General features: G+C 48.4%; 17 protein-coding genes and 1 pseudogene. All 18 read right to left on the reverse strand.

The genetic code is table 11. The features are described from left to right. Positions 1-4 precede the first annotated feature (4 nt). The 18 genes and pseudogenes from BQ5375_RS04365 to BQ5375_RS04455 all read right to left on the reverse strand — a co-directional run bounded on the left by BQ5375_RS04365 (position 5) and on the right by BQ5375_RS04455 (position 18,685). Complete coding sequence (locus BQ5375_RS04365) at positions 5-214, reverse strand: transposon-transfer assisting family protein (protein ID WP_076917471.1); 210 nt, start codon at positions 212-214, stop codon at positions 5-7. Continuing rightward, complete coding sequence (locus BQ5375_RS04370; protein ID WP_076917472.1) at positions 211-813, reverse strand: YodL domain-containing protein; 603 nt, start codon at positions 811-813, stop codon at positions 211-213. Before BQ5375_RS04370 ends, BQ5375_RS04365 begins: the two co-directional genes overlap by 4 nt. A gap of 12 nt (positions 814-825) precedes the next feature. Beyond that, entirely contained in the window at positions 826-1,662 is an 837-nt protein-coding gene (locus BQ5375_RS04375; RefSeq protein ID WP_076917473.1) for an LPD16 domain-containing protein, read from the reverse strand. Then, a complete protein-coding gene (locus BQ5375_RS04380; RefSeq protein WP_076917474.1) occupies positions 1,659-3,737 on the reverse strand; it encodes a DNA topoisomerase 3 in 2,079 nt (692 codons plus the stop codon). The genes BQ5375_RS04375 and BQ5375_RS04380 overlap by 4 nt, the downstream gene beginning before the upstream one ends. Positions 3,738-3,834: 97 nt before the next feature. Beyond that, positions 3,835-4,533 (reverse strand): DUF4366 domain-containing protein, encoded by a 699-nt coding sequence (locus tag BQ5375_RS04385; protein WP_076917475.1) that lies wholly within the window; start codon positions 4,531-4,533, stop codon positions 3,835-3,837. Next, positions 4,523-4,780: a DUF4315 family protein gene (locus BQ5375_RS04390; protein ID WP_076917476.1), complete on the reverse strand. Its 258-nt coding sequence runs from the start codon at positions 4,778-4,780 to the stop codon at positions 4,523-4,525. The genes BQ5375_RS04385 and BQ5375_RS04390 overlap by 11 nt, the downstream gene beginning before the upstream one ends. A gap of 19 nt (positions 4,781-4,799) precedes the next feature. Beyond that, positions 4,800-6,551, reverse strand: a complete 1,752-nt coding sequence (locus tag BQ5375_RS04395) for a C40 family peptidase (protein WP_076917477.1) — start codon at positions 6,549-6,551, stop codon at positions 4,800-4,802. 3 nt (positions 6,552-6,554) lie between these two features. Continuing rightward, complete coding sequence (locus tag BQ5375_RS04400; RefSeq protein WP_076917478.1) at positions 6,555-8,942, reverse strand: VirB4-like conjugal transfer ATPase, CD1110 family; 2,388 nt, start codon at positions 8,940-8,942, stop codon at positions 6,555-6,557. After that, entirely contained in the window at positions 8,902-9,336 is a 435-nt protein-coding gene (locus tag BQ5375_RS04405) for a PrgI family protein (RefSeq protein ID WP_076917479.1), read from the reverse strand. The genes BQ5375_RS04400 and BQ5375_RS04405 overlap by 41 nt, the downstream gene beginning before the upstream one ends. 18 nt (positions 9,337-9,354) lie before the next feature. Beyond that, the gene (locus tag BQ5375_RS04410; RefSeq protein WP_055230815.1) at positions 9,355-10,221 is read right to left on the reverse strand and encodes a VirB6/TrbL-like conjugal transfer protein, CD1112 family; all 867 of its coding nucleotides are present in this window, start codon (positions 10,219-10,221) and stop codon (positions 9,355-9,357) included. Positions 10,222-10,244: 23 nt separating this feature from the next. Beyond that, a pseudogene (locus tag BQ5375_RS14620) lies at positions 10,245-10,340 on the reverse strand (Maff2 family mobile element protein); the annotation flags it as partial. Positions 10,341-10,427: 87 nt separating this feature from the next. Further along, positions 10,428-11,852, reverse strand: coding sequence for a recombinase family protein (locus BQ5375_RS04420; protein WP_143529425.1), 1,425 nt, complete (start codon positions 11,850-11,852; stop codon positions 10,428-10,430). A 25-nt stretch (positions 11,853-11,877) separates the two neighbouring features. Further along, positions 11,878-12,273 (reverse strand): recombinase family protein, encoded by a 396-nt coding sequence (locus BQ5375_RS04425; RefSeq protein WP_005934733.1) that lies wholly within the window; start codon positions 12,271-12,273, stop codon positions 11,878-11,880. Next, positions 12,270-13,877, reverse strand: a complete 1,608-nt coding sequence (locus BQ5375_RS04430; RefSeq protein WP_076917480.1) for a recombinase family protein — start codon at positions 13,875-13,877, stop codon at positions 12,270-12,272. Before BQ5375_RS04430 ends, BQ5375_RS04425 begins: the two co-directional genes overlap by 4 nt. Continuing rightward, positions 13,878-15,584 carry a recombinase family protein gene (locus tag BQ5375_RS04435; RefSeq protein WP_076917481.1) on the reverse strand — a complete coding sequence of 569 codons (1,707 nt, stop codon included), beginning with the start codon at positions 15,582-15,584 and terminating at the stop codon, positions 13,878-13,880. Between the two features lie 15 nt (positions 15,585-15,599). Further along, complete coding sequence (locus BQ5375_RS04440; RefSeq protein ID WP_076917482.1) at positions 15,600-17,234, reverse strand: recombinase family protein; 1,635 nt, start codon at positions 17,232-17,234, stop codon at positions 15,600-15,602. Positions 17,235-17,448: 214 nt separating this feature from the next. After that, positions 17,449-17,691, reverse strand: coding sequence for a DUF6870 family protein (locus tag BQ5375_RS04445; RefSeq protein ID WP_006573495.1), 243 nt, complete (start codon positions 17,689-17,691; stop codon positions 17,449-17,451). Positions 17,692-18,202: 511 nt separating this feature from the next. Beyond that, positions 18,203-18,685 (reverse strand): hypothetical protein, encoded by a 483-nt coding sequence (locus BQ5375_RS04455; RefSeq protein ID WP_005934739.1) that lies wholly within the window; start codon positions 18,683-18,685, stop codon positions 18,203-18,205. Positions 18,686-18,792: the final 107 nt, after the last annotated feature.

Genomic DNA, 18,792 nt, shown 5'->3' on the forward strand with positions numbered 1-18,792 from the left:
ATCTTCATAAATCCAGAGAAAGATTCAGCTTTTCAAAGGTTTCATCATCCATATCCGATAATTTCTGCAAAACAGAATTGGTCAAATCCAAAAGTTCTGTTTCATCCTCCTCAAGCTGTTCTTTCATTTGCTGCAATGCTCCATACAGCCCCATTCTGGTTCCTGGACTGTATAAGAGTATCAGCATTTTTTCATCAATGGTTAAATCCATCATTCCATCTCCCTCTCTGAGTGAGCTTTGGGCGGTTTATGGGGACTATCCAGAACAGGCTGTTCTTTCAGCTGTGCCAGGACAGAAGAACGTTCTTCCGTGGCAGGTGCTTTGCCATTATTGATAACGCCATCCAGCATCCCATAATCGTCCTCCATCGCCATCTCTGCATTTTTCAGGTAGTTCTCCAGCTTCATAAAGCCCTGAAGCTCCTGAAAGCCGATAGAATCCACATAGTGAAAAGATACCACAGCATCGGTTTTCAGTGCCACGATGTCGCTAACGGACAGGCTGTGTCCCCGGAAATCCTCTGGACGATCCACATTAAACTTCGTGTACAGTCCTTCCAGCATGGCAGTCTGGTCAGTATAAGAGGAGAGCGGAGCCATATAGACCACATCATAATGGTCAATGTCCGGCTCTTTTCCCTGACGTTTCAGGGCTTCATAGGATTCAAAGCGTTCATAAACGGTTTCGTCTGTACGGCGCAGCTGCAAAATCGCATACGCATCCGTGGTGCTGTCCAGAAACGCTTGCATCTTTTCCTCATTACCGAGATTGCCATCGACTTCATTCCAACGTTCAATCTTTTCCTGTGACATAGATTATCCTCCTTATCTTTCGGGTTCCTTGAAGCTGTGCGACATTTTCGATGGTGTTGTCTGTCCCGAAATCTGCTTTAACTGGTCAATCACGGATTCTTTAGGTCGAGAAACCGCCTTATCCAACTCATTCTTTAACTGTGTTGCTGTCTGTACCACAGAAATTTCATCCGAATCTTCAATAACCTGTTCTAAAAAATCCCGGTACGGAGCAGCGTTTCCATTTGTGAGATCATGATAAATCTGAACAATGTTGCTCTTTTTATCATCAACTCTGTCAGCATATTCATAGTGATCGTACTCATCAGAGAACTGGTCAATTTGTTTTGCCAGGTCAAGCAAAGCAGCATTTACAGCTTCAACAGCCTCTGCTTTTTCCATGACTTCTTCATATACTTGTACTCGCAGTTCTCTCATCTGAAGTCCAAATCCAGCCAGAATTTCAGCTCGTGCTTCCAGCATAGACAGCTCTGGATTGTCCAGCTGACCGCCATCAATCTCATGAAATTCTTTATCAAATAGCGTATAGTCATAACCATCTTCACAGGTCTGGATTGCAAGATACTGATCTCGCCCAACCTGCCATGCAGCTTCATCACCCATGATTTCCGGCTCCGCCTGACAATAGCTTCCGTTACGCTCCAGGAGTTCTGCAAACTGGCAGATATGGAACACATTGTTTCCAATCTGTGTATGGTACTCATCAATAAACTTGCAAGGTTTAATGACTACCGAATCATCAGAGTAGTGTACCTGAATCGTTCCGCCATCCGGGATGCGAAACAAATCTCTGTAATGGCTGTCAATGAACCGAATGTCCTTGCCATCCGGATTAAACTCATTCATCATTTACTGTTTCCTCCGTTCTCAAAATTCATATTAAACTGCGGTTTACCTTCCTCCGTTACTGTCATCACAACGGTTGCATCGTACATTCTGCCGGTCTTAGCAGATTTACATCCTTTGAGCTTAACCTCTCCATTGGACAGGAGCTTTTGTGCCACCGCTGATGTCAGGCTTTTTCCGATGCTCTCGAAGTAACGGCTGTTTTTCCATAGAGCGAAATGGCATTCTCTTTTGGAACAGAAAAATCCTTTCTGCCGTTCTATGACGGAACTGCCACAGACAGGGCAAACCCCCACCGTCTGCACTTCCTTTGCCATCAGCACATCAGACCCTTTTACCTTTTCATAGGTCTGCACCAGTGCAGAAATCATATCCTGAATTTCTTTCAGAAAAGCATTGCTGTCATATTCTCTACGCTCAATCATGAGCAGCTTTTCTTCCCAGTCAGCGGTCATGGATGGAGATTGAATCTGTTCCGGCATCACGGTTACAAGTGCGGTTCCTTTATGGGTAGAAATCAGGTGCTTGGTTTTCTTATCACCTTTACGTTCCAAAAAGCCGATTCGTACCAGCTTTTCAATCGTGGCAGCACGAGTCGCCGGTGTCCCCAGTCCCTTACGCTCTGCATCTTCCGGCATTTCATCTGCACCGGCAGTTTCCATACTTTGCAGAAGAGTGTCCTCTGTAAAATGCTTGGGCGGTGATGTTTTTCCTTCTTTTACCTCAGCGGAATGAACACTCAAGCCCTCACCAACTGTAAGAGAAGGAAGCTGCTTCTCACTCTCTTTATCCTTATCAGCAGGTTTTCCAGAGAAAATTTTCCATCCAGGCTGTACTATTGTTTTGCCCTTGGCAGAAAAAATATAATTTCCATCCGAAAGTTCAATCACGCTTTCACTGTACCGGAAAGGCTCACCGACCGCACAAAACAGGCGGGTTGCAATCAGTCGAAGAATCGCCTGTTCGCCTTTAGGCAGTTCCTCCAGACTGAATTTTAGAGTTTCTTTGGTGGGGATAATTGCGTGGTGGTCAGAAACTTTCTTATCGTTGATCACTTGCTCCGCATGAACCGGAACGTTTTTCACATCCTCCACAGGGAAAATGTTGAAAAGCGACTTTATCAATTCCGGAAGCATATCCTTCATGTCACTTGTCAGATAACGGCTGTCAGTACGGGGATAAGTGACCAGCTTTTTCTCGTATAGACTCTGGGTATAGTCCAGTGTCTGCTGTGCTGTGAATCCCAACACCCGGTTTGCATCCCTCTGCAAAGAAGTTAAATCATACAGGGCAGGCGGCTTTTCAGATTTTTCCTTATTTTCTGCCTTTGTGACATTCAGAACCGAACCAACACACTTCCGGGCAACATCATCCGCAAGAACTTTTTGCTTCATCCGCTCGCCAGACGCAGTGAAGTCCTGAAAAGCCAGCTCTACTGTATAAAAAGGCTCCGGTCTAAAAGCTGAGATTGCAGCTTCACGCATCACGACCATTGCCAGAGTAGGGGTCATAACCCGTCCCACATTCAACGTCTGTCCATAAAGGGTTGAAAAAAGCCGGGTAGCGTTAATTCCAACCAACCAGTCGGCTCGCTCCCGGCATAATGCCGCTTCATACAAAGCATCATATTCTGTTGACGGTTTCAGCTGCTCAAAGCCCTCTCTGATAGCGGAATCCTCCATAGAGGAAATCCAGAGCCTTTCAAAGGGCTTTCGGCATCCAGCCTGCTGATAAACCAGACGGAAAATCAGTTCACCCTCACGTCCGGCATCTGTCGCACACACAAGGCTCTCTACATCTTTTCTTGCCATCAGTTTTTTGAGAATTCCAAACTGCTTTTTGGTGCTGGCAGACACCTGATACTTCCACTGATCCGGAAAAATAGGGAGGTCTGCATACGCCCATTTATTATATTTCTCGTCATAGGCTTCCGGCTGTGACAGCTCCACCAGATGCCCCACACACCAGCTGACCACATAACCGTTTCCCTCCAAGTATCCGTCCTCACGCTTTGTCGCACCCAGCACCTTTGCAATACTTTGTGCCACTGATGGCTTTTCAGCCAATACTAATTTCATTTGCATCTGCTCCTTTCTGGAAAATAAAAAAGCAGCCATATACCAAAATATAAGACTGCTATGTAAGACAGCCTGAAGGCTGTCCGCCGATGGTCATTTACACCGGCTCGTTGGTATCTTCCTCATCCAAATACTCTGCATCATCCTCATCGGGAGACTGGCTATCGGATTCTTCATACCCGTAATCTTCATCATCTACATAATCGGCATCCGGGTCAGGCTTTTCCTGGGCTTTTTCTGCTTTCTTACCCTTGAGTTTTTTGAAAGCAAAGAAACCACCACCGCCGGCAAGCAGAAGGATGGTCAAAATAGCAGGAAGAACATTGGGTTTCTTTTCCGGCTCCGGCTCTGGCTCTTGAACTTCAGTGTCAGGCTCAGGTTTGGTTTCCGGCTCAGGAGTCGGTGTCGTTTCCTCAACAGGTTTCAGTTGCTCCAGTTCTCCTTCATCCATCAGTTTCATCAGATCAGCTTCGTCTACCTGGTTCAGGAAGTGAACTGTTTCTTTACCTTCATCATCACGGTCGATAATGAGATAGAAATAATTGCCGGTTTTTGTTACAACGGTGATAAACTGTTTCCCCGCAGAAGGGTGTTCCCCCTCATCGTCCACCAGTGTCATATTGCCATCCGGAGTAAGCGGCTCCATCGGCTCACTGGTTTCCGGTACGGTTTCTTCTGTCTGCTCCTGCGTAGTTTCAGCAGGAGCCTCAGAAGCATAGGCAAATGCCGTTGTGGAAAACATCCCGATGCTCAAAAGCAGCGCCATACAGGTAGCGCCCAGATATTTAATTTTCATGTGTAGTTTCCTCCTCTTTTACAGATTGAATCGTTCCCGGCTTCGGTGCGGAATCTTCCGCAAACATTTTAAGAAGTTCGGAAAGTTGGTCAGGGGTCAGGTTCGCAGCGTGTACCATCTCGTGAATCTCGGAGTTTTCCTCCTCACGGTATCTGCGCTCCAAATCCTTTACTCTGGAATCCCATTCTGCTTTCTTTTTTCGTGCCTTTGCAAGTTCAGCACCAAGCCTTTCTAATTTTGCGCCCATAGTTCTCCTTTCCGGCAGCTTAAGGGATTCTGCCAAAGCAGTAAAAGTGTTGCTGCCAATAATTTGTTTCGATGGAAGCATAAGAAATCGGATCACCACAGTGAATCATCATTCCATTGCCCACATAAATCCCCACATGAGAAGCGCCCGATGTGTTGTAGGTTCCCTGAAAGAAAATCAGATCTCCTGGTTTCGCTTCAGAAGGTGGGATAATATCACAGAGATTTTTAAGCCCGTTCGCAGTTTGTCTGCCAACGCTCCAACCGTTGCCACAGTTATTGATGACCCAGCTGACAAACCCAGAGCAATCAAAACTGGTAGAAGGAGAGGAACCACCCCATACATACGGATAACCGAGATATTTTTCAGCTTCCCGTATCATGTTGGCAAAGGCAGTGTCCGTCAGTGCTTCACCTGGAATATCATAGTCGGTGTATTCACCACCACCTCCGGGAGCAGAGGAAATATCTTCACCAAACAAATAGGAGCGATTTCCCAAGGTTTCCAGCAGCACTTCGTATCGCTCAAGCTGATCTGCGCTCAATCCGGATGAACGAATCACACTCCCCAGACCATAATTTCGCAAAGTCACATTGAGAATATAATATTCATATTCGACTTCCACCTCGTATTCATATTCTTCTTCCCAAGTCTCTCCGGTTTCCGGGTCAGTGTGCGTTCGAGTGCCGGTTCTGGTTTCTGTTCTTGTGCGGATTTCCACTTCTTCTTCCAGAATCAGTTCGTACTGCTGTTCAAAAAGTTGCTGCAAAGTTGCCTGCACTTCTTCACGGGTATAATCCTCAAAGACAACCGTCAAATAAGCTGCCAGTTCATAGGGGTTGTGTCCGATTTCATCAAGAGCATAACGGTATTCGTCGTATCCCGGATGGGTAGACTCAATATTGTCCACCTGGCTTCGCAAATCATTTTCCAAAGCAGTATAATCTTCATCTGCCCCCAGAATATCCTCATCTTCCGCAGTAAAAGAAGTCCCCAGCACCACCTGAGTTCCTCCCTGGAACATGGTAGAGCAGGCGGAGAACATTCCGGATATGACCATGAATAACAGTCCTATTGCCAGAACCCAGAGCAATGCTGTCTTGTGTGATACACAAAAATCGGTAATCTTCTGTGTCAGATTTTTTGCCCCTTTTGCAGTCTTTTCTGCACCCTTTGCCGTAGCCTTTCCGCCTTTTCCGGCTCGTGCTGCGGCATATTCTTTCTTGATGTTATGCTTTTGCTGCCATCGTGAAAGAGGATTGGAAGAAGCATTGGGATTGTCCTTTTTGAACTTTTCAAACAGTGCATTCACATTTGCCTTATCTGATTTGCTCACCAGCTTTTCTGCCTTGTCATAGGCTTTCAGTTTATGACTGTAAACCGCATGATCGGCAACATGGTAAGCAGTTTCCGCACCAAGCTCTGTCTGATGGGCTGTCTGAACGCCCACATTATCATCTTCATATCGAGAGATAGATTTGTGGACATTCGCAGACAGGGTATCTACCGGTGCATGAGTTGCCGTTCGTTTGATACCGGAAGGCTTTGGGGGAATATCATCTGCCTTTGCCTTGCCAAAACGAAGTTTTGCAGTCCTGCTAGCGGAAACATCAGCTTCCTGCCGCAGCTTGCGGTGTTTCTTTGGAGTGATTTTATCCACTGCCTTTTCTGCCTTCGCTGCGGCTTTTTCCGCTTTCCCAGCAGCCTTTTTTACCGCATCGCTGGACAAATCATCCTCAGTAAAACGGAGTCGGGTAGGTCTTTTCGCCATCTATTACCCCTCCTTTTCTTTGGATACCTCAGACAATTTGGTGGTCATAATACGGTACAGCTCAATGTCCTTCGGGAATCGGTCAACAAACGGAAGAATCACGTTGCCATAAAACAAAAGTCCTTCACCCTCACCGGAGTTCGTGACATAGGAAAGCTGATGGGGAGAGATATTCAGGCGCTGAGCCAGAATGGTTCTGTCCTCGCTTGCCTGGTTGAGCATATAGATGAAGTCCGAATTTTCCAAGATGTTGGCAATCTCCGGACTGCGAAGCAGGTCTTTTACATTCTGGGTGATGCCGGTCGGAATACCGCCCCATTTACGGAATCGCTTCCAGATTTCAATGGAATAGGTTGCTGTCTGTTCCTCTTTGAGCAGCAAGTGGAACTCGTCGATATAATATCGAGTAGATTTTCCTGCATTACGGTTTTGGGTGACACGCCCCCAGACCTGATCCTGTACAACCAGCATCCCAATTTTTTTCAACTGATTGCCCAGTTCCTTAATGTCGTAACACACCAGACGGTTCTGAATATCTACATTGGTTCGGTGATTGAACACCTTCAGAGAACCTTTAACATAGATTTCCAAGGCAGTCGCAACATGGTGTGCTTCTTTTTCTTCCTGTTTCAGAAGGGCATTGTACAAATCCTCCAGAATAGGCATATTTTCCGGTTTGGGATCATCAAAATACCGCTGATAAATTTGATGCACACAGCGGTCAATAACTGTCTTTTCGACCGGCTGCAATCCGTCCTTACTGCCTACAATCAGTTCACAGAGGGACAGGATAAAATCAGCTTTCAATGCCACCGGATTGTCGTCCTCTGAATAATTGATGTTAATATCCATTGGATTGATATAGTTGGTGCTGGAAGAACTGATTTTCACGACCTGTCCATGGAACTTGTGAACTAGGGCGGTATATTCCGCTTCGGGATCACAGATAATGACATCATCGTCCGTCACCAGGAAGGCATTGGTGATTTCTCGTTTTGCACTGAAGGACTTACCGGAACCGGGAGTACCCAGAATCAGTCCGTTTGGATTTTTGAGTTTCTTTCTGTCCACCATAATTAGGTTGTTGGAAAGTGCGTTCAGACCATAATAGAGCGTTTCGCCGCCGCTCTGGAACAGTTCCTGTGTAGTGAACGGTACAAAAATAGCCGTAGAACTGGTAGTCAGTCCACGGCGAATCTCAATCAAATTTTGCGCCAGGGGCAGGCTGCTCATCAGTCCCTGCTCCTGCTGAAAATCCAGACGTCGCAGATTGCAGTTGTGCTTCTGAGCGATACTCTGTGCCTGAAACACGTTGTTTTCCAGTTCCTGCTCAGTGCGTCCGGTATTCATAATGAGGAACGTGACCATGAACATACGCTCATTTTGGCTTTGCAGCTCCTTCAGCAGTGCCTTGGCATCCCTGCCATAGGTAGCAAGGTCACTCGGAATGATGTCCATATCATATCCGGCACGAACTGCCTTTTTCTGCTCCTCAATCTTACTGCGGTCAAGCTCTGTGATGGTGCGCTTAATGGTTTTGATAGCAGCGGTCTGGTCTACCGACTGAATATGCATGGTGACAATCTGACTGGATTCCATATCCAGAAAATCTGCCAGCATCCGGTCACTGAGATCGGATGCCGTAATAGATAGAAAGGACATGGAGCCATGCAGACTGCCCATCTGAAAAGTGCGGTTTCCTTTGAACGCAAAGGCGGTAGGGGCGATGAAGTCCTTTACGGAAAGCCCGGATTCTACCAGCCACTTCCAATCAAAGAAGAACTTATCATCGTCCCCCATGTGGAACATAGCGTGCATCAGGCGCAGCCGCTCTTTACCATCCATCGGAGTTGCAATGACACCCAAACGGCGGAAATTATTGAGAAGGTCATTTTCAATATGAGCCAGTCTCGGCTTTGCCTGACGCATAGATTCTGCTTCAATACCGAAGGTCAAATATTTTGTTTTGGTCAAGCCGTTATTTCCCTGAGCCAGCTGCTTCTTCAGCATCTGGCTGTACTCCGCACGAACAGGATTGAACTCGTCCTTTTTGAATGGGATACGGACACTTTTTTCAAAGCTCTCCGCATCAGTCCCCATGTTCATAAAGGACAACTCAAAGTGAATGGAACTGTCAAAGAAATTCAGGAAGCTGCACCATTCATCGAAAATGGCAGTTTTGTCCTCCTGCTGTGCCAGCTGGTAGTTGATGTCTTGGAACTGAATGGTTTTGGTGTAATAATTGTCTGTCACACGACAAATCCCATCCGGGAACATTCTCTGAAACGGGATAGACTGCTGGGCAGTCTGCGGAATCCCGTTATCTTTTTTTGCTCGTTCGACAACAGCTTTAATTTCTCTCTGCTGTTTCCGATTGAGATGGGCGGGCATTTTTATTTCTCTTGCCTGGTTTTTCTTCTGGAAAAACAATGCGTTCTACCTCCTTTTCGAGTTGGTACTGACGAAGCAGTACGTCATAGTAGTTGTCGGTCTGATATGGTCGGATTTTGGGGCGAACAAACTTCGCCTGAATAAAGTGGTGTGCGATAACCTCAAGCGGCTGCCCGTCTTTTTCGTACATTGCCAGGAAGAACAACGGAAGCATGACGATAATCATGCCCAATGCTGCCAGACTGACATTGCCAGAAGATTTGAGCAAAAAGAAAAACGGCACTCCGATGAGCGCCGCTGCTCCAAAGCAAATGAGCTGTCGTTTTGTCAGGTTAAAGAACACCTTGGATTTTACCCTCGTCAGGTCACGAGGGACAGGGATATATGCTGCCAAACAAACACCTCCTCTCTGTTAGTGTGCATTGAATACGCTCTTTGCAAGCGTTCCTGTCTTAAACAGGGTAAAGCAGAGCAATACGGTGTAGCCCATGATCCCCCAAATATCCGCAATAATATCATCTGTAAATGCGAGGGACTGTACCAGTACCGCATAAATGCCAACACAGATGATGATTAAAAAGCCCTGAAAACCGAGAGCAAATAAAGAGCGCAGATAGTTCTGCCCGATCTGATTTTGTTCACGATTTGCAAAAGTCGAGAACGGAATGGGTGCAAGGCTCACCATTAAATAGATTTCAATCATTCTGCCATAAACAATGACAAAAATGATAATGGCAAGGGCAGACATCGTGATCTGCACAACAAAAGATTGCAGCAACAAGCCAATCAGCGGACCTAAGTCCATTCCCTGAAGTGTTTCTTCCAGCGCTTCCAATCCAGAAGCGTCTATGGCTGTGTTACCGGCTATAATGCCGCCACTGGCATTTACAACGTGCTGCGCTACATCGAAAACCGCCATTGTAATATTGAACGTGTTGGTGATGAGCATGACCGCAACAAAGGTCTTAAAAACCCATTTGAAGAAAATCCAGGTTTCAAAATTAGCAAGATTGTTGTGGTCAATTATCAGCTGAATCAGCTCATAACAGGCTATGAATGTTAAAATCAAGCCTGCTATAGGAATAATTACCGATTCGGAGATGTTGCGAACCATAGCAAAAATCTCCGGAGAGAAGCTCTCCGGAGTTCTGCCAACGGAGGTTGCTATCTCGCCAACCTGATTGTTGACGGACTCAAACATCCCCGACAGATTTCCCATAATGGCACTAATAAGCATTTCTTTCAGCCAATCTGTGATCTGTTGGAGTATGCTGTCCAAAGGCGATTACCTCCTTTTTCTGTTTAGCCAAACAATCCGGAAAGCAGCGGAACCAGCATGGTTCCGATCAGAGCGACACCGCCGCCCGCCATCAACTGTTTCATTCCCTGTGACTTTGCTTATGTGTGATAAAGAAGCAATAGAAGTGCAAAAAATTTTGCCGTTCCTATCCGACACTTGGCCATTGTGTCGGATAGGTCGGGCGGTTATTCGGGCAAGTCAATCTTGCCGACAAAGCTGTAATAAATCTCAATGTCCTGCCTGCGGGTGCCGTTCTCATCATAGCTGCACTCATGCACCACAATTTTCTCGATCATTTCCCGCAAGAGAGTGGGGGTCAGTTCTTCAAAGGCAAGGTGCTTGCGGACAATGCCCATAAATTTCTCGGCGTTGACGGTAGCTGCCTGTGACTTGTCCAGTTCGGCTTGCAGGGCGGCGGCTCTCTTTTTCAGCTCCGCTTGCTCGGCTTCGTAGTCAGCCGACAGTTCCATGAAACGCTCATCGCTGATTTTGCCGTTTACATTGTCCTCATACAGCCGCTTGATAATGCGGCTGATTTCAGAAATGCGTTCCTGCGCCTGTTCAAGCTGCTTGATGGCTGCGGCGGTCTTTCGCTTGCCGCCGATCTCGTTCTGCTGGACAAGTAGTTTCACAAACCGGCTCTCATGCTTGGCTGCGTATTCGGTCACTTGCCGGAGATTTGCCAGGACACCAGCGGTCAACAGATCGGTGCGGATAAAGTGCGCCGTACAGTTGCGGGTGCGCTTCTTGTAGCTGCCGCAGATGTAGCAGTCCTGTTTGCGGTCTTTGTTCTGATACCGCTGCTGATACAGCACATGGCCGCAGTCGGCGCAGAACAAAATCCCGGAGAACAGCCCCACTTCATCGTAGCGGTTCGGGCGTTTGCGCTGTTTGCGTAACTCCTGCACCCGTTCCCATGTTTCCTTGTCGATGATCGGCTCATGGTGGTTCTCGAAAATGGCCTGCTTCTCGACGGGGTTCTCTATGCTGTGCTTGACCTTATAAGAAGGCTTTTCCGTTTTGAAGTTCACCAGACATCCGGTGTACTCTCGGTTTTCGAGGATATGAACGACGGTGTTGGTCGCCCATTTGCACTCATAGCCTGGGTGATAACGGCGGGTGCTGCCTGTCCGCTGATATTCCAGCGTCCCCGGCGTGGGGATTTGCTGCTCCGTCAGCATACGGGCAATCTTGGTCGGGCCGTTCCCGGCAAGGCAAAGCTGGTAAATCTGCTGCACCACCGGGGCGGCTTCCTCGTCTATAATAAAATTCTCGTCCTCGTCCATCACATAGCCGTAAACCGGCTTGCTGGTAACAGGCTTGCCGCTCATGCCTTTTGACTTTTTCACTGCCTTGATTTTCTTGCTCGTATCTCTCACCAGCCATTCATTGAACAGATTTCGCAGCGGGGTAAAATCGTTGTCCATGCCCTCGCTGGCACTGTCCACATTATCGTTGACAGCGATAAAACGCACACCCTTTTGAGGGAACAGCATTTCCGTGTAAAACCCTACCTGCAAGTAGTTTCGCCCTAACCGGCTCATGTCTTCTTGTGTCAAGTAGGGACTAAAAAAATTTTGAGAATTTACAAGCCGTTCATAGGTGGACAACCACCCGTGAACGGCTTGCGTTTCTCTATGCTCTTTTGCCGTTCTTTGTGCGACGTTTCTTATACGCCGCTTCAAACGCCTCCATCATCGGAGTGACCGGAAGCTCGTTGTCAGGCTTGGACAGATACTCGAACCGGATGCCGTTCTCCCGGAACTTTCGCTCAAACCTCATGAAAGAGGAAGTGTCCCGGCTGATTCGCGAGGTGTCGCGGGTGAGGATCGTACCGATGTCCTGACGCTTTGCTTCATTCAGCAGGAAGTTCATGATACCTTCCGTATGGACGCCGGAGATGCCGTCTGCCGCCACAGCAGCAGCCACCTCATAGCCTTTGTCCTTCGCATAGCGTTCCAGCTCTTCCCGCTGGTCTGCTGCCGCAAGCTGATCCGCACAGGCAACGCGGATATAAAGAAATACTTTCATTTGGTTTCTCCTTCTGAGGTAGTGAGGAAGTCCTTGACCTTCCAGACGATTTCTATGTTGTCAAGATCGTAAATGTAGACCGCAGAAATGAATGCGTGGGTCAGCTCATAGGTCAGAGCTTTGCAGTCGGCGTACTGTTCGCAGACCGCATCCAGCTTTTCATCTGAACAGGCGGTCTCGGAGTCAAGCTCCTTCATCCGCTCGTGACTGCGCTGGATTGCTCCATCGTTTTCAGCAATCTTCACATCCGCTGCCGCCTTCTGCTGAATGTACGCCTCCTTCGTGATGCTTCCGGCTGCATACTTCTCGTAGAGCCTCAGTTTGGACGCCTTGTGCTGCTCGTTCTGCTTTTGCAGAGTGCGGATTTTATCAGCACATTCCTTGATGGCAGATTTCCGCAGATCACCGACTTCGCGGTTCTGTATTGCTTCCTTCTGTGCCAAAGCAAGAAACTGAGTAAGGGCATGGAAGACAACCTTCTCAATATCCATTTCCGGAAAGCTCCTGCCAACCGGACAGTCTGTGTTTCCGTTGTTGACCGAGTGAATGCACTGGAAGTATCGAATGCCAGCCTTGTTCTTTCGGCGTGTCATAGCACGTTTACAGTTACCGCAGCGGACGAGTCCCTTGAGCGGATAGTCATGCTGCTTGCGCGTGGGATTCCGTCCTCCGCCTCGAATGACCTTCTGAGCAAGCTCAAAGTCTTCCTTGCTGATAATAGCTTCATGCGTTCCTTCTACGATAATCGGCTCATTGACAACACGCTTTTTTGAGCCGACACCGCAGGACTTCATTTTGCGGCTGACCAGTGTTCCGGTGTAAACAAGGTTCTTGAGAATGTTATAGACCATCACGGTTTCCCAACTGATTTTCTCGCTCATGTTACTGAACTTCTTCTTGTCGGGATGCTTGCTCTTGAAGTATTGCCCCGGCGTCGGGATGCCTTCATCATTCAGGCTGCGGGCGATCTGAGAGGTGTTGCTGCCTTCCAGTGCCTCGCGGAAAATACGACGGATCACATCAGCCGCCTCCGGGTCTACGGCAAGTTTGTTCCGAATGGTGGGATGCAGGACGTAGCCGTATGGGGCGTAGCCACCGACATACTTGCCCTGCTTCATCATCTGGATTTTTGCCGATGTGGTCTTTACGGAAAGGTCTTTGCTGTATGCGGCGTAGATGATGCTGCGCATAACCACTTCCAGACCGCCCGTTGTGCCTTTGTAATCGTCGCTGTCATAGCCGTCGTTGATGGAAATAAAGCGGACGCCCATGAATGGAAAAGTGCATTCCAGATAGTTTCCCGTTTCAATGTAGTCACGAGAAAAGCGGGAAAAGTCTTTGACGCAGATCAGATCGATTTCGCCGCGCTTGACCTTCTCCATCATCTGCGTGAACTGAGGACGGTGAAAGTTCGTGCCGGTATAACCGTCATCCGCAAACTCAGACCGCTGACAGTGAGACAACTCCGGATGATTGTCGAGAAAGCGATTGATGAGCATACGCTGGTTGCCGATGCTGTCACTTTCCGCCTTGCTGCCATAGCCGGTATCTTCATCAGCCATTGAGAGGCGGATGTAGATGCCGATGTTGTATTCCTTGCTCATTTACATCGCCTCCTGTACTTCCTTGATACTCTGAACGGTCAGAGCGTAAATATCGCCGTATTTCATGACCAGCTCGATTGAGCCGTCCTCATGGACTTTCACAAGCTCTACGGACTCGTCAACTAACTCCTGAGAGAGTTTTGCTGCGCCGCTGGCAGATTTCATCAGCGTGAGCCACTTATTGTCCTCGGACATTGCCTCGGCAAACTTTACCTTCCGCTGAACCGCTTCATCCAACCGCCGTGAAAGATCGACATACTGCTCATCGTAGGCTTTCTTGGCAAAGGCGTATTCCTCTTCATCGAGAACGCCTTCCGTGAAGTCCTCATAGAGACGGGTACGCTTCTTGGAAATACCGCTGAGTTTCAGATTCAGGCTTGTAATGAGCGCATTCTGCTGATCTCGGATGCTGCGTTCACCTTCGCTGTTTCTCAGTTTGGCAAGCAGCTTGTCGTAATTGAGAGCCGCCTTGACTTGAAGCTGAATCGCCGCAAGCACATCGGCTTCGAGTTTGTCCTGCCGCGTATAGTGTGGCGTACAGAGATTGCCGCGCTTGACGGATGAACTGCACTCATAGAAGGCGTACCATGCGCCGTCCTTGCGCTTGTCAACGCGCTTGCGATGGAAGTAGAGCTTTTTGCCGCAGTCTGCGCAGACGATTTTGCCTTCAAAGAGATTGATCAGCGTAGCGCGGATTTCTTCCGTGCGCTCCATCTTCTCAACCCTTGTCCTTGCAGCAGCGTTCCGCATTTCTCGTACCTTCTGGAAGTCCTCACGGGAGATAATCGCCTCGTGAGTATTGGGAAAAACAATCCATTCCTCACGGTCAATGTGCTGATTCTTGACGCCCTTGTAGATGGCGTTCAGCGTCCGTCCGAGAACGGTATCTCCGACGTAATGGGGATTATCCAGAATGGTAGTCAGTGAAGACTTGTTCCAAATCTTCTTTGCCGTAGCATTGCCTGTGCGGACGCCGACCTGATACTTCTGAAACTCCGGATTGGGCGCGTTCATTGCATCAAGCCGGTCTGCAATCGCAGGAAGGGACAGTCCTTCAATTTTCCATTGGAAAATCTTCCGGACAATCGGTGCGGTTTCTTCATCGAAAACCATATTGCTGTGTTCTTCATCCCAGCGATAACCATACGGGAGATTGCGCTTCTTGAACTCTCCACTTTCCATCTGTGCTTTGAGCGCAGTAGAAACCTTGCGGGAGATGTCCTTCGAGTAAAGGGTGTTGATCATGTTTTGCAGAGGGATAATGAGGCTTTCGCCGGAGCCGTCCGTATCAAAGTTGTCGTAGTTCTCTTTGATGGCGATAAACCGAAGCCCGATCTGCGGAAAGACCCGTTCCAGATAGGTTCCAGCCTCGATGTAGTCACGCCCGAACCGGCTGAGATCACGAACTACAAGGCACTTGATCCTGCCGGTGCGGATGTCGTTCATCAGCCGGTTGAACTCCGGTCTATCAAAAACCGTTCCTGTTCGTCCGTTGTCCACATAGGTATCTATCAGATTCAGGTAGGGCCGCTCTGCAATGTAGGACTTGCAAATCTCAATCTGATTTGCGATGACATCCACCTTTTCGGACTTGCCGCTGTTTTCAACGGAAAGACGGGCATAGATGGCTGTTGAGAAGACCTCGGAAGAAACAGATTCGATAACCGGCTCTTCGACTGCAATTTGCTTTCTGCTTTTTCTTGCCATTTGCTCATCCCTCCTTTATACGGCAATATCCAGTTCATCGGCATAGCCGAGAACGTATTCAATCGTCTGCTGGTATTCGTCCCTGTATTTGAAGACGATTTCGATTGCATGGTTTTCGTGAATCAGAATGCGGTCAACAAGGGACATCAGCACACGGCGGTTCAGTTCTTCGACGTTTTCATACTGCTTGAAAAGCGTTACCCAGTTCCGTTCGGTCGTGCCGGTTGTCACCGTCTGCTTCATTTCTTTTTTGACCCGCAGAAGTGCCTCCTGTTTGTCCTCAATGATTTTGGTGTAGCTGCTGCGGAACTCGAAGTATTCCGATTTATCAATGACGCCGCCGATGAAGTTCTCGTAAAGCCCCAGCTTGAGCTTTTGGTACCGTTCAATCTCTTCCTCGATTTTGGCGATCTGAGCTTCGTAATTGAAAGCCTTACGGCTCTGAGACGGAAGCCGTTCTATCATCGCAAGCGCGTGTTCCAGATTGATGACAAGCTCGATCTGGTCATGAATGGCACGGAAGACCTTCTCTTCAACCTCTTTTGCGGCGATGCTGTGCGGGCTGCACGTCCGGGTGTGCTTATTGGTGGAGCAGACGTAGTAGATATACTTTTTCGTCTTCGACGGGACGGTCTTGCGGATCATTGGCTGCTGACAGTCTCCGCAGAACAGGAAGCCGGAAAACAGATGCGCTTCGTCCTGATCGGGCGAACAGCGCATATCCCGCTGCATCATGACCTTGACTGCCATGAAGTCCTCGTAGGACACAAGAGCTTCATGCGCATTTTCTACCTTGACCCACTCGGATTCATCCTTGCTTTTCACAACGCGGACTTTGTAGTTGGGAGTGCCGCGCTTGCCTTGCGCCAGAACGCCGATATAAACCTCGTTGGTGAGAATACGCTGGACGGCTTTGTATGTCCATTTTGCGGTATCGCCGGTTTTGAAGACGGTATCGAACTTTACACCGGCGGAATGCTTGTATTCCATTGGGGACAGGACGCCCATCTGGTTCAGACGCTTTGCAATGCGCCCAATGGAGAAGCCGTCCTTGTACATGGAAAAGATCATCTGCACATATTCGCTGACCGCTTCATCCACGATGAGCTGGTTTTTGTTCTCCGGCGATTTCATGTAGCCGTAAGGGGCGAACGAACCGACGAACTCACCGCTCTTCTGCTTGACTTCCAGACTGCTTCGGATTTTCATGGAGATGTCCTTGCAGTAAGAATCGTTAATCAAGTTTTTGAACGGGATAACAAAGGAGTCGGATTGCGGATCACCGGTCAGACTGTCATACGCATCATTGATTGCGATGAAGCGTATGCCGAGCTGCGGGAATATCTTCTCAATGTAACGTCCGCCGTCGATGTAGTTTCTTGAGAAGCGGCTGAGATCCTTGACTACAATGCAGTCAAGCGCACCCTTGCGGATTGCCTCTTCCAGCTTTTCGAACTGAGGACGATTGAAGGAAACGCCGCTGTAACCGTCATCCACAAACGGCTCACAGACAAGCTCCAAATCCTCATGTCTTGCGATATAGTCCTCGCAGATGGCTCTCTGGCTGGCGATGGAGTTGCTTTCTACTTTGTCTCCATCCTCACGGGACAGACGGCAGTAGATCGCCGTGCGGTAAACCTTGTCTGGCATAAAAATAACCTCCGTTTTTCTGTTTGGTGTGGTACATCAAATCAGAAAGACGAAGGCTTGCTTCAACTCTTATGAAGAGGAACACGAAAACGCCACATGACCATCAAGGCAAGCGGCTTAATCCGTATTCTTCTTTTTTTGACCGATTAAATTATACCACAGGCTCAATCGCTTGTCCATAGAACCGGGCGAAAAGATTCAGACTGTTCATAAATCAAAGACCTCTCAGATAGTGTTCCAGACAATCTTCCATTGTCGTATCCGTCTCGGTGAAGCTGATCTTCACCACAGTTTTTCCGTCCAGATAACAATAGGGATTTCTGATCTGCTTAATGAACTCCCTCAGCCTGTCCTCTCGCGGTGCCGCAGGATCAAGCCGGATGCTGCTTCTCTGAACGAGTGTGCTTCGGTCAACCGTTTTCGGGCTGACATTTTTCATTGTTTCAATGCCCATCATATTCTAAGCACCTCCTGTTTCGTGAAAATATTCAGGACAAAAGGATATGGCAGAGCATCTTGTGAAGATACCCTGCCACATAGTTTTCATCCTGAAACTATATAGTAAGTTTCTTTTGGGTTTGTTTCATTGTCCGGCATATTTGCAGCACGCGCCCCTGCCAGAAGAACTTTGCAGTTCCGGGAATGCTGCGGACTACCAATGGTCAATCGGTATCATGGGACTCTCACCCCTCCGAGGATCGCTCCGAGCCGCCCATTCAAAGAAAAGACGGAAGTATCATTATACCCGGCATCTGCATCGTCGCAAGCAGCCGCACCACACGACTGTTATAGCTCTCCGGAGGTCGCTCACTCCCTTTCGGGAGGTCTTGGCGTCGGAAGCTGTGTTGCTTCGCAGAAGCGGAAAGATCCGCAGCACTGAACTATTCAGTTTTCAAGGAGCAGTGAAGTGGTCTGATTGACCCTTTCACTTTACAACGGACATCTTTTTGCCGTTTGTTGAGTACCGCTCAAAAAATTCTTTGAAATTTTTTCTGCACCGCTGCTTTGAGGTCAAATGCAGCTCTGATGCCGATGCCTTTCCTTCGGGCAAACTCTCGAAGAGTCAGTCCTTCACGGGTCATCGCAAGATACAATTCGCGCTGCTTCTCGGTCAGAATGGAAAGAAGCTCCTTCTCTTTGAGGGCGGTAATCAGTTCCTCCATGCAGTCGCGGGAGTCTGCCAGCCATGCAGCGGACTTCACATCGTCCTCCGGCATAGCGTCAAGGGACAGCACGGTATCAGAAATTTTCTCTGCGCCGTCCTCATCCTCAGAGGTGTTGTCAGAGCCATACGAGCGTCTGATCCGCTTTTCCTCTGCGCGAAGGATTCTCATAACCTTGCGGTCAACCTCGGAAACTTCGCCGGTTCGTTTCACGCGCACCATGCACTTGCCGTCCTCCGTAGTCCAGAGGTCGTAATCGAACGCGATAGGGGTCTTAGGGATTTTCATTGTTCATCCTTTCCGCTGCGCGGGAGCAGCGGGAAGGGTGAAGACAGAAAAAGAGCCGCATGACGGTGAGGTTTGAATCCCATGCCGATAAAACAGAGCAATTAAAC

This window comes from Negativibacillus massiliensis (assembly GCF_900148495.1).
Classification (GTDB): Bacteria; Bacillota; Clostridia; order Oscillospirales; family Ruminococcaceae; genus Negativibacillus; species Negativibacillus massiliensis.

Coding starts and splice junctions, on each gene's coding strand:
- BQ5375_RS04365 (WP_076917471.1), bottom strand. CDS start 214: ATGATGGATTTAACCATTGATGAAAAAATGCTGATACTCTTATACAGT.
- BQ5375_RS04370 (WP_076917472.1), bottom strand. CDS start 813: ATGTCACAGGAAAAGATTGAACGTTGGAATGAAGTCGATGGCAATCTC.
- BQ5375_RS04375 (WP_076917473.1), bottom strand. CDS start 1,662: ATGATGAATGAGTTTAATCCGGATGGCAAGGACATTCGGTTCATTGAC.
- BQ5375_RS04380 (WP_076917474.1), bottom strand. CDS start 3,737: ATGAAATTAGTATTGGCTGAAAAGCCATCAGTGGCACAAAGTATTGCA.
- BQ5375_RS04385 (WP_076917475.1), bottom strand. CDS start 4,533: ATGAAAATTAAATATCTGGGCGCTACCTGTATGGCGCTGCTTTTGAGC.
- BQ5375_RS04390 (WP_076917476.1), bottom strand. CDS start 4,780: ATGGGCGCAAAATTAGAAAGGCTTGGTGCTGAACTTGCAAAGGCACGA.
- BQ5375_RS04395 (WP_076917477.1), bottom strand. CDS start 6,551: ATGGCGAAAAGACCTACCCGACTCCGTTTTACTGAGGATGATTTGTCC.
- BQ5375_RS04400 (WP_076917478.1), bottom strand. CDS start 8,942: ATGCCCGCCCATCTCAATCGGAAACAGCAGAGAGAAATTAAAGCTGTT.
- BQ5375_RS04425 (WP_005934733.1), bottom strand. CDS start 12,273: ATGAAAGTATTTCTTTATATCCGCGTTGCCTGTGCGGATCAGCTTGCG.
- BQ5375_RS04430 (WP_076917480.1), bottom strand. CDS start 13,877: ATGAGCAAGGAATACAACATCGGCATCTACATCCGCCTCTCAATGGCT.
- BQ5375_RS04435 (WP_076917481.1), bottom strand. CDS start 15,584: ATGGCAAGAAAAAGCAGAAAGCAAATTGCAGTCGAAGAGCCGGTTATC.
- BQ5375_RS04440 (WP_076917482.1), bottom strand. CDS start 17,234: ATGCCAGACAAGGTTTACCGCACGGCGATCTACTGCCGTCTGTCCCGT.
- BQ5375_RS04445 (WP_006573495.1), bottom strand. CDS start 17,691: ATGATGGGCATTGAAACAATGAAAAATGTCAGCCCGAAAACGGTTGAC.
- BQ5375_RS04455 (WP_005934739.1), bottom strand. CDS start 18,685: ATGAAAATCCCTAAGACCCCTATCGCGTTCGATTACGACCTCTGGACT.